This is a genomic window from Mesorhizobium sp. LNJC391B00 (assembly GCF_000502535.1).
Lineage (GTDB): Bacteria > Pseudomonadota > Alphaproteobacteria > Rhizobiales > Rhizobiaceae > Mesorhizobium.
On the sequence record NZ_AYWI01000006.1, the window covers coordinates 37,492 to 49,670 of the forward strand.

The following is a 12,179-nucleotide window of genomic DNA, read 5'->3' on the forward strand; positions in this document are numbered from 1 at the left end:
CTGGGTCTCCAATGCAAGAGCAAAGGAGCCTCAAGATGAATGCCCTCACCCCCGCCGTCTCGACGGGACCGCTGCCCGCCTCGCGTAAGATCCACAAGCCGGGCGCTCTCCACCCACAGATCAGGGTGCCGATGCGCGAAATCTCCGTCCATCCGACAGCCGGCGAGCCGCCCGTTACCGTCTACGATCCGTCGGGCCCCTATACCGATCCGGCTGTCGAAACCAGCATCGAAAAGGGCCTCGCCCGGCTTCGCCACGAATGGATCTTGGCGCGCGGCGATGTCGAGGACTGTGACGGCCGCCATGTCCGGCCGGAGGACAACGGATTCGCGACGGGCGAACGCCTGACGCCGGAATTTCCCATCCGCCACCGACCGCTCAGGGCCAAAGCAGGCAAGGCGGTGACGCAGCTTGCCTATGCGCGCGCCGGCATCATCACACCCGAAATGGAGTTCGTTGCCATTCGCGAGAACCTTGGTCGCGAGATCCTGCGCGGCAAGCTTGAGCGCGACGGCGAGGCTTTCGGCGCGACGCTGCCCGATTTCGTCACGCCCGAATTCGTGCGTGACGAGGTGGCGCGCGGACGGGCGATCATTCCCGCCAACATCAACCATCCCGAGAGCGAGCCAATGATCATCGGCCGCAATTTCCTGGTCAAGATCAACGCCAATATCGGCAACTCCGCCGTCACATCGTCGATGGCGGAAGAGGTCGAAAAGATGGTGTGGGCGATCCGCTGGGGCGCCGATACGGTGATGGACCTGTCGACCGGCCGCAACATCCACAACATCCGCGACTGGATCGTGCGCAACGCGCCGGTGCCGATCGGCACGGTGCCGCTCTACCAGGCGCTCGAAAAGGTCGGCGGCATTGCCGAGGATCTGACCTGGGAGGTCTACCGCGACACGCTGATCGAACAGGCCGAGCAAGGCGTCGACTATTTCACCATCCACGCCGGCGTGCGGCTGCATTACATCCCGCTGACCGTCGACCGGGTGACGGGTATCGTCTCGCGCGGCGGCTCAATCATGGCCAAATGGTGCCTGCACCATCACCGGGAAAGCTTCCTCTACGAGCACTTCGCCGAGATCTGCGAGATCGCCAGAGCCTACGACGTCTCCTTCTCGCTCGGCGACGGCCTTCGTCCAGGCTCGATCGCCGATGCCAACGACGCGGCGCAGTTCGCCGAGCTGGAAACGCTCGGCGAGCTGACGCAGATCGCCTGGGCGAAGGATTGCCAAGTGATGATCGAGGGGCCTGGCCACGTGCCGATGCACAAAATCAAGGCGAACATGGACAAGCAACTCGCCGTCTGCGACGAGGCGCCGTTCTATACGCTCGGACCGCTGACGACCGACATCGCGCCGGGCTACGACCACATCACCTCAGGCATCGGCGCCGCGATGATCGGCTGGTTCGGCACCGCCATGCTCTGCTACGTCACGCCCAAGGAGCATCTCGGCCTTCCCGATCGCAGCGACGTCAAGATCGGCGTGATCACCTACAAGATAGCCGCCCACGCCGCCGACCTGGCGAAGGGCCATCCGGCAGCGAAAGTCAGGGATGATGCGCTTTCGCGCGCGCGCTTCGAGTTCCGCTGGGAGGACCAGTTCAACCTGTCGCTCGACCCGGAAACCGCGCGGTCCTTCCACGACCAGACCTTGCCCAAGGAGGCGCACAAGGTGGCGCATTTCTGCTCGATGTGCGGGCCGAAATTCTGCTCCATGCGTATCTCTCACGACATCCGCGCCGAGGCACAGAAAGAGGGCATGGCGGCGATGGCGGCGAAGTACCGCGAGGGCGGCGATCTCTACCTGCCGGCGGACGAGACCGGCGCACCGCTCATACCTCAGCCACGTGAGCCATCATGAAGGTCTTGGTCAAAGGGGCCGGCGTTGCCGGCCTCACCGCCGCCTTCGAGTTCGCCGCACGCGGCGCGGTGGTTACCGTTGCCGAGACAAGGCCTGCCCTTGGCGGCAATGCGTCGTGGTTCGCCGGTGGCATGTTGGCGCCATGGTGCGAGCGTGAAAGCGCCGAGCAGCCGGTGCTGGATCTCGGACGCGACGCCGCCGACTGGTGGGACGCCGCAACGCCCGGCTTGGTAGCACGACGGGGAACTCTGGTCTTGGCCGCGCCGCGCGATGCGGGCGAGCTCGACCGGTTCGCCAGCCGCACGACGGGCTATCGGCGCGTCGAGGAAGATGAAATTGCCTTGCTGGAGCCCGACCTAGCCGGCCGCTTCCGCCGCGGATTGCTCTTCCCCGCTGAGGGCCATCTTGATCCGCGCCAGGCGATGGCAGCACTTCATGACAAGCTCGCGGCCATGGGTGTTGAATTCCACTTCGGCGCCGACGCCCGGCATGTTTTTGGTTTCGATCGTCAGATCGACTGTACGGGAATGGCGGCGCAAAATGACTGGCTGCGCGGCGTTCGCGGCGAAATGCTCACCCTGCGCACCCCTGATATCTCGCTGTCGCGCCCCGTCAGGCTGCTGCATCCGCGCTTTCCACTCTATGCAGTGCCGCGCACCGACCACCGTTTCATGGTTGGTGCGACGATGATTGAAAGCCAGTCCGTCGGACCGGTTACGGCGCGTTCGATGATGGAACTGCTGGGTACCGCCTATGCCCTCCACCCGGCCCTTGGCGAGGCCGAGATCGTTGAAACCGGTGTCGGCGTCCGCCCAGCCTTTCCCGACAATTTGCCGCGCGTCGAAACCAAGGGTGAAATCATCGCGATCAACGGGCTCTATCGTCACGGTTTTCTCCTGGCTCCCGCCATGGCGCGCCAGGCTGCCGACCTGGTTTTCAGTCAAGACAGAACCAAGGAGCTTGCTCATGAAACTGATGGTCAACGGCGAAGCGCATGAGGTTGCCGCCACCACGCTGGCCGAGCTGCTTGCCGCACTTGACTATGAGGGCGATTGGCTCGCGACCGCCGTCAACAACGACCTCGTGCACAAAGCCAACCGGGCGGAATTCCAATTGAACGACGGCGACCGGATCGAAATCCTCTCGCCCATGCAGGGCGGCTAGGCCATGATCGAGCTTTATGGAGCCGAGCTTCCCTCCCGCCTGCTTCTTGGCACGGCTCAATATCCTTCGCCGGCCATCCTTGCCTATGCAGTCAGGGCATCGGGCACGGCGGTGGTGACCGTCTCGTTGCGCCGTGAAATGGCAGGCGGCAGGGCTGGCGAAGAATTCTGGTCGTTGATCCGCTCGCTTGGTGTCAGAATCCTGCCCAACACTGCTGGCTGCCACTCCGTCAAGGAAGCGGTCACGACCGCACAAATGGCGCGCGAAGTCTTCGGTACGAACTGGGTCAAGCTCGAAGTGATCGGCAACCACGACACGCTGCAGCCGGATGTGTTCGGTCTGGTCGAAGCCGCCCGCATCCTGTGCGAGGACGGGTTTGCGGTCTTCCCCTATACCACCGACGACCTTGTCGTTGCCGAGCGGCTGCTTGCGGCGGGCTGCAAGGTGTTGATGCCGTGGTGCGCGCCGATCGGTTCCGCTCTCGGACCGATCAACATCACGGCGCTGCGCTCGATGCGCGGACATTTCCCTGATGTTCCGCTGATCGTGGATGCGGGGCTCGGACGGCCATCGCACGCGGCAACCGTCATGGAGCTCGGCTTTGACGCCGTACTCCTGAACACCGCGGTCGCCAAGGCGACCGATCCGGTCGGCATGGCGCGTGCGTTCGGCAAGGCGGTCGAGGCCGGTCGTGAAGCTTTCAGCTCGGGTATGCTTGAACCGCGCGACGTCGCCGTGCCATCGACGCCGACCATCGGCAGGGCCGTTTTTTCATGAAGCTCGATCCCTTCTACCTGATCGTCGACAGCGCTGACTGGGTCGAGCGGCTGGTCCCGCTCGGCGTCAAGCTGGTTCAGTTGCGCATCAAGGATAGGGACGAGACCACGCTGCGGTCGGAAATCCGCCGCGCGAACGACGTCTGCGCGGTCCATGGTTGCCAACTGATCGTCAACGACTATTGGCGCACGGCAATCGAGGAAGGCTGCGACTTCGTCCATCTCGGCCAAGAGGATTTGGCTGCGGCCGACCTGCTGGCGATTAAGTACGCCGGATTGAAGCTCGGGCTTTCCACGCACGATCATCTAGAACTGGAAATGGCCATCGCTGCCGAGCCCGACTATGTCGCGCTCGGCCCCATCTATCCCACCGTCCTGAAGCAGATGAAATGGGCGCCGCAAGGGCTCGAGCGGATCAGCGAGTGGAAGCATCGGGTGGCGCCGATCCCATTGGTCGCCATTGGCGGCCTCAACCCCGATCGGCTCGACGGTGTTTTCGCGGCTGGTGCGGACACTGCGGCGGTGGTCACCGACATCACGTTGAATGCCGATCCCGAAGCGCGCACGCGAGAATGGATCGAAAAGACAAAGCCATGGCGCTGAGGCGAGAACCGCATGTGCTCGTGGTCGGCGGATCTGACTCCAGCGGTGGGGCTGGAATTGCACGCGATATTGAGACGATCTCTTCCATTGGCGTCCGCACCTGCCTGGCTGTCACAGCGCTGACGGTGCAGACGCACGAAGCCGTGATGAAAATCCATCCTTCGCAGCCCGATCTTGTGGCCAATCAAATGCGCGCCGCGCTGCGGGCCAACAAGGTGGCGGCAATCAAGATCGGCATGCTTGCAACGGCCGAGATCGTCGTAGCCGTCGCGGCTGTGCTCCGCGAAAATCCACAGGTGCCGGCAGTACTCGACCCGGTGCTGGCCTCGACGTCAGGCCGGGCGCTTCTGGACGCAAGGGCCATCGCCGCAATGAAACGCGACCTGATGCCCCTTTGCCGCCTCGTCACACCCAATCTCATCGAGCTGGCGCTTCTTGTTGGCTTAGAGCCAGCGGTTGATGAAGACGGCGCGGTGTGGCAAGGNACCCAATCTCATCGAGCTGGCGCTTCTTGTTGGCTTAGAGCCAGCGGTTGATGAAGACGGCGCGGTGTGGCAAGGCCAGGAATTGCTGGTGGCCGGGATGCAGGCCCTGCTGATCAAGGGCGGCCACGCGGCGGGACCCCGATCGATCGATATTCTGTTGCGCCCCGATCACGAACCAGTCCGCTTTGACACGCCGCGTCTTGCCGCATCGATGCGCGGGACGGGCTGCATGCTGGCCAGCTCGATTGCGGCACATCTGCCGAAGGCGCAATCAATCGAGTACGCCGTGCGCCAGGGCAAGCTCTTTGTGTTAGAAAAGCTTCGGAAAACCCCAGCCGAATAGCCGTAGAGCCGGCTCAAGCGTTCAGCGGCTGACGCTGAAATGGAAGCCGTAGCCCTCCTGCCCTTTTTTCACAGCGCGTGACGGGAGGCGTATGTCGCCGCCCGCTCCTCCGGTTTCGGACCAGACATCAATGGGTATTGTGGACTGTGCCGCCCACCAATCCAGGGACCGCCCGGTAGCGCAGGCCACCAGTGCAATTGCTGTAGCAGCTGCCTGGAAGTTTAGGCCGCCCATGGCAGCAGGACCGCCGCCTCCGGCGCGAGGCACTCTCTTCGGGGTCTTGCTGAGCGGTTTGGTCAACGGTTTCATTTCAAGACTTGGTATCGATCTCTCACTCATGAAGCAGCCACCGGCCGTAGCTGAGGCGATGCCGAACAGACGACAAGCATTTTCGATCCTCGCGTCATCGCAACATAGAGGTGTTTGGCATCCATCTCTGTCACATCGAGGATGACCGCAACGTCGGCTTCCAAGCCCTTGAGTGTCAACGTGCTCCCGACGCCACGCGCCGGAAGCGGCCTCCCGCGGAAACGGTTTTCCTCGCGTGCACGGATTGCTGCTTCATGCAATGACGACGGATCGTCTTGAATTGCTGAATTAAGCGCCCGGATGCATGCGCTCATCACGGTGGGCCGGTGCTGACGTGTGCCCGGGCGTCTGTTCGCCTCAACCAGCAGCTCGACCGCACTCTTGAATGTGCGCTCTTGCTCAAAAGCAATGGCGGCTTGTTCCGTCTCCGTCGCCTCTTTCCGCTGGCGCCCGGCCAGCAAGGTCGTGACGCGCTGCTGAAGGTCGGCCGCTCCTACATTCGTCATGACGCTCTCGGCAAAGCCGAGAAGCTGGCTTAGCGCGTCAGGTGCATCGAGCCTGAACTTCAGCACGAATTGGATGAAGTCCTTCAGGTCAACGCTTTCGACTGTAACCGCGCCTGGCGTCTGGCTGGCGAACAATCGCTGGCCCGGCGGGTTCTTGCTGTCACCCATGATGAGCACAGTCCCCTGGCCGCCCTCCACCTTGGACAGCCCCGCCCGCAGGCGCCGCTGGTGATCCTCCGTGCCATCAAGGTGTACCCACCGAACCTCGGGCGGTGCGCCCGTCAGATCAACCATTTGCCTGTCTTTCAGGGCTTTCCGGACGTCAAGTAGCCATCGGCCGAACGCCTCCGTGCCTGCGTTTATCCAGCGCCATGGTGTTGTCAACTCGCCCGCGCTCGGGAAATATTTGAGAACGTTGGTATCCCAGTCAGGCAGCGGCCCGCTGAAGCCGAATACGGCCTGCATGGGGTCACCGAGGACGCATGTCGGCAAGCGGCGGGATGAATAATAGACCAAGGCGTGCTGTGACTGGGAACAATCCTGATACTCATCAACAATCTGGCGCGAAAAGCTGGCGGCGAGGATATCATCGACGTGACCGGCTTTCGCGAGTTCGGCGGCGGCCTTCTGGATCGTCTTGTAATCGGTGCGGGCATTCGTAATGCGCAACACCTCGGGTGGAACACCACAGCGAGCCGGGAACATGGTTGCCAGCCTAATGGCCCAGCCATCCAGCGTCATAAGCCGGTAGGCCGCCGAGGGCACGCCGAGTTGCTGGAGCCGGCCCCGTAAGGCAACCACACCGGCAACTGTGTGTGTGAGTATGAGTGCCGGCTTTGCATAATCATGTTCCAGCAAGTTGACCGCGATGAGGTGGGTCTTGCCACAGCCAGCTGGTGCGGTAACTGACCCTCGCATGACCGCAAAGAGATTAATTTCAGCGGCCATTGCGCATCCATGCGAAAAGCGCGTCAATGATCGCGACAAAAGACGCGTCCGCGTGTTCAAGCCCCGGTGCGATAATAAGACGCGCGGCGTTTTCCATCAATGTGACCTGCTTGAACCAGCCATTGCTACGTGTGCTGGAAGCCACGCCGAGCAATTCACGGGTGGCTTGGTCGAAATCGCCAAGTAGGAGCGCGGTGTCCACGTCGTTGTAGGTCGTCAACCCGCCGGACTTCGACTTGATATGCTCATCAATAAGGTCTTCGCCGTGCAACTCGACGGCATAAACGACGAGATTACCTGCGGCATTCTCTCCGAGGCTTAAGAACAGCTCCTGTTCGAGTTTGCGCTTGGCGGGCCATTTCGTGACCGCGCCGCTTCCTGCCAGGAACGCCGCTTCGTCGGCGGCATCCGGCTCAACATCGTCATCTCGAAGCACGTGACAACGATAGCCAAGTTTTAGCAGCGCATTGGCCCGTTTATAGATATTGCCAACCCCGCCGGCATCGAGCAGCGCGACGCCAAGTGCCGTCAGTGACTGCTCGCCCTGCGCAACGCGAAACTGATCGAGCCCTCGCAGCAGCCCCACCTCGCTCGCCCCTTCACAGATGATGACGGACGGAGCAAGGAATGCTTCCGGATCACGACGGATGGTGCTCTGGACGTCATCTTCGGCGCCGACGGTTTGTACCGACACCTGACCGCTATTGCGCCTGACGATCATCAATTGTGTGCCGCTAAGCTCCTGCAAAGCCACCGGTGAATGTGTCGTCGCGAATACCTGCAAAGGCAGATTGGTGTCCTTGCTTCCGAGAGATCCCAGCAGCCGATGGATGCGATGCGGCTCTAGGCCATGTTCGAGTTCATCGACAAGCACCATAGTCGCCTCTGCCGCGGCCTTGCGTTGCAGGCCTGCTGTCAGAAGGCGCGTCGAGCCCACGCCGAGAGCACGAAGGGGAATCCCAGTGTCGCTGTGCAGAGAAATGCTGCCGCCGCTGAAGGACACCGAGTGGGCGTCAAGCATGGCTTTTACATTGTCGCCCACCTGGATACCGAGTTCATCGGCCGTGTCTTTCACGACTGCCAGTGTCGCGCCCAGTTGGGCACCGGCACGGTCGCCGAAGCCGACACGTGCCTCGCGCGCGGCTTTTACCAATTCTGCCGAGATGTCGGCTTTCTCTTCTGAGAGCTTGTTCAGCACGGACCCTCTGCGCCAGGCGAGGTTACCGTCCGCAAACGCACCGATGCGTGTGGGCGCGATCGCCTGCCGGTCAGCCCACACCAGGTTCCGGACCAGGCCTGCATCGGCCGCGCGCTTCGAGATGAGCGTCCAGACCGGCTCGAGATCACTATCGACACTGAGATTGACGGCAAGCACGGTTTCGCCCGCCGCCTCCGGCTCATCCTCCAGCTGCGCCGTTTCCACGATGAAATTGCGGACATATAGTCCGTAAGCCTCGATGTTCTTCAATCGGTCGGTTAATGCCCCGATGGTGCACGAGATCGAAATCGGCTGCGTCACGTCCAGGTTGAAGAAGTCAGCGTCGGTTATCTGGAGATTGCGGCGCGCACCGAGGCAAAGGTCAATCGCGTCGAGAATTGAGCTTTTGCAGCTATCCCCGGGGCCGATCAGGCAATTGATTCCAGCGGATGGAGCCCATGTAAGCTCCTTGATCCCCCGGAAATTTACAATCTCTATCAACCGTATACGTGCCATGATGCCTCCCCCAAATCAGAAATATGTACCGCAGCGACCATCGGTCGGAAGTATTGCCTCGCCGTGCATCCTACGAGCAACCCGTTTGATACCCAGTGTTTCCAGTGGTCGGATATCCGTTACATGAAGGTTACATCGAAATATTCACAAGTCTGGATGTTGTTAACTAATTGAAACATCTGGCGCGCCGCGCCGAGCGATGATGACAACTACATCTCCGCCATTGCCCCTCTAATGCCCTCCTTTGGTTATCCTTCGTCGTGAGGGCGAGCCAAGGTCTCTGTCACTGGCCTGCTCGATCGCCACTTGGTCGCGCCATCATTCATGCAAGCCCCAGTTTCGATCGGGGTCGTTGCGTCGATTGTCGGCCTCCGGCGGGACCGTCTCGGAGTGCCGGGGCTGACCATCCGATCCTGTCCAGTCAAACCGAACGCGCCAACCAGTGCTCTTGCCGCTATTGCTCTTGTAGCCGATGACTTGCTTATGCACCGTGATGCCCGCTATCACCATCGAACCTGATCCGGTGCCAATATTGGCAATAAACACGCTGTCGATCAGAGGGTGATCCATGAGATCGCGTTCCAGAATGAGCGATGGGTTTTTAACCGCTTGCTCCCTCCTCCTTCTCTCCGCGAGCTGCTCCCTAAGTTTGTCTCCTTCGGCAAGATAAGCTTCTGCTTCCGGCGCATCCGTTGGCGTGCAGCCTCTCTTCATCGGAAGGCGTCCGTCCTTGTAGGCTGACAGGATCGCCGCGGCCGCATCAGGACCAACCTCAAGAACGAGATCGAGCCAATTCCTTTCGCGCATGTAGATGTCGGCGCGCTCAGCTTTCGACAGAACACCTCCTTCAAGGACGAGCTTTCTCGTCTTAATGGGCATGATGTCAGGCAGGCCAGCAAGGAAATCCGTAAGAGAGCGCATAGCCGATTCCTATAGAGTCATTCGTAGGCCGCTAGAGCAGCCGATGTCTTATTGCTGTCGATCGAACAAGATTGCGTCAGCCTTCGCCCCCCAGCGTCAGGCTCGTCCAATCCGGAAAACTGCCGCGTTGAAGGATGGCTTGCACGACACGGACAACAAGTTGATCGGCGAGATCGAGATCGACCTTGGACTTCGGCGGAAGCACACCCGAGTGGACCGCGTCCGACCGGGCCTTATATAGATGCTTCATCTCATCGAAGATCTTGGTGCGCTCGGCGGCACTCTCGCCCAGGAGCCATGCGGCGCGACTGCCAATCTTGTAGGTGATTTCGGTATTCGACGTTCCGAGATCGTGCATCAGCACGATTTCCGCCGCCATGCCCAAATCGAGAGCGCGGTCGACAGGATGGATCGCCAACCGCGAGCGCCCGAGGCGGTCGATTGCACGGGTAAGACTATCTCCCTCGGCGAATGCCGCGAACTGCCCAAAGACGGTCTTGATCATCGCCATGTCCGCTGGGAACGCCACGAGCGGGTGAGCCGCAAACGGACGGCCTGACATAGTGCCACCGGCCGACAGCAATGCGCGGCGATCCGACAGAATTACCGACATCGGCAACTCGACCCCGCCGTTGGAGCCAAGCAAACAGGCGAGCCGGAGACGGCGGCGGATTGCATCACGCGCCGATGAGGCGGGCTGTGTTATGCTGGTCCCGGCTGGCCCATTTGCTTCAGCCGGGTGTTGCTCGAAGGCTGGCGTTACCTTGTAGGACTGGATGAGGAAGCCGGTTCCGGTGGGCATGCTCGGCCACGAATATCGCCAAGGATAGTCGAATCCGCTGAAGATGTCGGCCCCTGGCGGCACAAGGCGAACACCATCACCCAGTTCACAAGGCTCGTTGATTTCGATGCCAAGCACCGGAGAAACGTCCTCGTAGACTGCGGTATTCCGCGCCACTTCGTCCGTGAAGAGTGCAACGATATCTTCCGGCGCTATTTTCTCGACGAGCCGGTCAATCGCCCATTCACCGAAGCGGCCCCCGACGACAGAGCCGCCGCCGTCACCACTGAACGCCCAACACGTCGCGAAATCGGAGAACGGCTCCGCGCGCAAGAGATATTGATCGACGCGGTGCTTTGCCTCGCCGCGCCAGAGTGAATAGTCGCTGCCGCTGTGGATATCGGCGAGTTCTCCAGCAATCTCGCGCAGGAAGACTACCGCGTCGGGGGCAGTGTCCACTCCGCTCATTCCTCGTCCCACCGGCCGAGGTTCACGTCGACGAAGCCGGCCGGGTAGCCCCGAGCCACGACGCCGAAATTGGATTCGCCTTCGCTATGAACGACGAGGACATGCTCAGGACCGAGTGGCTGATGTGTGTAGAGGTCGAACACATGTTTGTCGGGCCGGCAGCCGAGCATCCGGCCATAAGTGGCAACCACTGCTTCAGCCGCCGAATAGCCATGACGGGAATGGACGAGCGGCATGGCGATCTCCAGGACACGCGGCCGACCGATCTGCTTCAGCATGTCCTGAAGCGCCGCATCTCGCTGCCAAAAATAGGCTGACTCGCCGCCCCAAATCTCGAGGAGCAATTCAACGCCGCCGTCTTCGACGTCGACGGGATGCGAGACCATCCAGAATTTGTTGGAGCGGGAGTCGAGCTGATCGCTTTGGTACGGGCTGTCAGCGAACAAGCGATCGGCGACCTCTTGGCTGAATGCGCCAGCAGCGACTTGCGCCGCGAAGCGTGATTGAATGGTGTCGAGGCTAGATGGATAAATGCCGCCTTGCCGGAGAATGCCGACTTCTGCGTCGGTCAGGCGAGTATAGTGCCAGGCGCGGATCGTGCGGACTTCCATCAGCCGCATGATATGCTCCTTCACCCACATGAACTCGCCCGCGTAAGGATTTTCGGGATACGGCATGGTGTGATCGGAGGCCTCACGCTCCAGCCATTGGCGGCGCGAGGTGAGCATATAATTGCGGATGACATCGGCGTGGGCGTCGAGGTCGCCGCGCAACTCGCTGTCGAAGGTTTCGACGTCCCAGACATCAATGATGGCAACACTCTCGATCAAACCGCTTCCCTATCCTGAACACCCGCGTACGCGCGGAAGTAGTCTTTCATCGGGGGACTGGCGTATCATGCCTCATCCCCGTTTCTTGCCACGATCCTCGCGCATGGCGGGCCAGCCAACTCCCGAGCGCCTTCGATGACCGTTTCCAGCGAAACTGCGTCGAGTTTGAGCGATGCGGCGTAAACACGCCGCGCCGAGCGATGATGACAACTGTATCTCCTCCATAGCCCTCTGGCCCCATCCTTTAGCCAGAATGCCGGTTGGAGGCCCTCTTCTATGTTGCAGGCGTAACGCCGGCCGTCACGGCGACATAAAGCTTAGCCCGAGCTGCCACCTTATCGCTGAAATGCTGTCCAGCGACAATAATCCCTCTGGCGGTTATTTCGTGCTGCCGACTGCTGGAGCGGCCTAACGAGCACGGGTTTTGATCTTAGCCTCAATGGATATTCCGTCCTTGCTC

Annotated in this window: 12 protein-coding genes; 7 read left to right on the top strand and 5 right to left on the bottom strand. The window is 61.1% G+C overall.

All coding sequences use genetic code 11. From position 1 onward, the window contains the following. Positions 1-35 precede the first annotated feature (35 nt). From thiC to X750_RS1000000167555, 7 genes are read left to right on the top strand one after another with little or no spacing between them, the layout of a single operon-like run. Positions 36-1,871 carry a phosphomethylpyrimidine synthase ThiC gene (gene thiC, locus X750_RS149280; RefSeq protein WP_023747631.1) on the top strand — a complete coding sequence of 612 codons (1,836 nt, stop codon included), beginning with the start codon at positions 36-38 and terminating at the stop codon, positions 1,869-1,871. After that, the gene (thiO, locus tag X750_RS149275) at positions 1,868-2,869 is read left to right on the top strand and encodes a glycine oxidase ThiO (RefSeq protein ID WP_023747632.1); all 1,002 of its coding nucleotides are present in this window, start codon (positions 1,868-1,870) and stop codon (positions 2,867-2,869) included. Before thiC ends, thiO begins: the two co-directional genes overlap by 4 nt. Then, positions 2,838-3,035 (top strand): sulfur carrier protein ThiS, encoded by a 198-nt coding sequence (thiS, locus tag X750_RS149270; protein WP_023685606.1) that lies wholly within the window; start codon positions 2,838-2,840, stop codon positions 3,033-3,035. The genes thiO and thiS overlap by 32 nt, the downstream gene beginning before the upstream one ends. Positions 3,036-3,038: 3 nt before the next feature. Then, on the top strand, positions 3,039-3,812 hold the full coding sequence (locus X750_RS149265; protein ID WP_023740397.1) for a thiazole synthase: 774 nt from the start codon (positions 3,039-3,041) through the stop codon (positions 3,810-3,812). Then, positions 3,809-4,414 carry a thiamine phosphate synthase gene (locus tag X750_RS149260; RefSeq protein WP_023747633.1) on the top strand — a complete coding sequence of 202 codons (606 nt, stop codon included), beginning with the start codon at positions 3,809-3,811 and terminating at the stop codon, positions 4,412-4,414. Before X750_RS149265 ends, X750_RS149260 begins: the two co-directional genes overlap by 4 nt. Then, positions 4,405-4,950: a bifunctional hydroxymethylpyrimidine kinase/phosphomethylpyrimidine kinase gene (locus X750_RS01000000162985; RefSeq protein ID WP_348524472.1), complete on the top strand. Its 546-nt coding sequence runs from the start codon at positions 4,405-4,407 to the stop codon at positions 4,948-4,950. The genes X750_RS149260 and X750_RS01000000162985 overlap by 10 nt, the downstream gene beginning before the upstream one ends. Continuing rightward, positions 4,874-5,242, top strand: a complete 369-nt coding sequence (locus tag X750_RS1000000167555) for a bifunctional hydroxymethylpyrimidine kinase/phosphomethylpyrimidine kinase (protein ID WP_348524477.1) — start codon at positions 4,874-4,876, stop codon at positions 5,240-5,242. Before X750_RS01000000162985 ends, X750_RS1000000167555 begins: the two co-directional genes overlap by 77 nt. Positions 5,243-5,577: 335 nt before the next feature. Here X750_RS1000000167555 and X750_RS149255 read toward each other — a convergent pair whose 3' ends face one another. The 5 genes from X750_RS149255 to X750_RS149235 form a co-directional block, all read right to left on the bottom strand. After that, entirely contained in the window at positions 5,578-7,005 is a 1,428-nt protein-coding gene (locus tag X750_RS149255) for a UvrD-helicase domain-containing protein (RefSeq protein WP_023747634.1), read from the bottom strand. Continuing rightward, positions 6,995-8,719: an ATP-binding protein gene (locus X750_RS149250; RefSeq protein ID WP_023747635.1), complete on the bottom strand. Its 1,725-nt coding sequence runs from the start codon at positions 8,717-8,719 to the stop codon at positions 6,995-6,997. Before X750_RS149250 ends, X750_RS149255 begins: the two co-directional genes overlap by 11 nt. Positions 8,720-9,037: 318 nt before the next feature. Beyond that, positions 9,038-9,640: a hypothetical protein gene (locus X750_RS149245; RefSeq protein ID WP_023835299.1), complete on the bottom strand. Its 603-nt coding sequence runs from the start codon at positions 9,638-9,640 to the stop codon at positions 9,038-9,040. A 76-nt stretch (positions 9,641-9,716) separates the two neighbouring features. Further along, entirely contained in the window at positions 9,717-10,889 is a 1,173-nt protein-coding gene (locus tag X750_RS149240) for a HEPN domain-containing protein (RefSeq protein WP_023747637.1), read from the bottom strand. Next, a complete protein-coding gene (locus tag X750_RS149235; protein ID WP_023747638.1) occupies positions 10,886-11,719 on the bottom strand; it encodes a hypothetical protein in 834 nt (277 codons plus the stop codon). Before X750_RS149235 ends, X750_RS149240 begins: the two co-directional genes overlap by 4 nt. Positions 11,720-12,179 lie beyond the last annotated feature (460 nt).

Coding starts and splice junctions, on each gene's coding strand:
- thiC (WP_023747631.1), top strand. CDS start 36: ATGAATGCCCTCACCCCCGCCGTCTCGACGGGACCGCTGCCCGCCTCG.
- thiO (WP_023747632.1), top strand. CDS start 1,868: ATGAAGGTCTTGGTCAAAGGGGCCGGCGTTGCCGGCCTCACCGCCGCC.
- thiS (WP_023685606.1), top strand. CDS start 2,838: ATGAAACTGATGGTCAACGGCGAAGCGCATGAGGTTGCCGCCACCACG.
- X750_RS149265 (WP_023740397.1), top strand. CDS start 3,039: ATGATCGAGCTTTATGGAGCCGAGCTTCCCTCCCGCCTGCTTCTTGGC.
- X750_RS149260 (WP_023747633.1), top strand. CDS start 3,809: ATGAAGCTCGATCCCTTCTACCTGATCGTCGACAGCGCTGACTGGGTC.
- X750_RS149255 (WP_023747634.1), bottom strand. CDS start 7,005: ATGGCCGCTGAAATTAATCTCTTTGCGGTCATGCGAGGGTCAGTTACC.
- X750_RS149250 (WP_023747635.1), bottom strand. CDS start 8,719: ATGGCACGTATACGGTTGATAGAGATTGTAAATTTCCGGGGGATCAAG.
- X750_RS149245 (WP_023835299.1), bottom strand. CDS start 9,640: ATGCGCTCTCTTACGGATTTCCTTGCTGGCCTGCCTGACATCATGCCC.
- X750_RS149240 (WP_023747637.1), bottom strand. CDS start 10,889: ATGAGCGGAGTGGACACTGCCCCCGACGCGGTAGTCTTCCTGCGCGAG.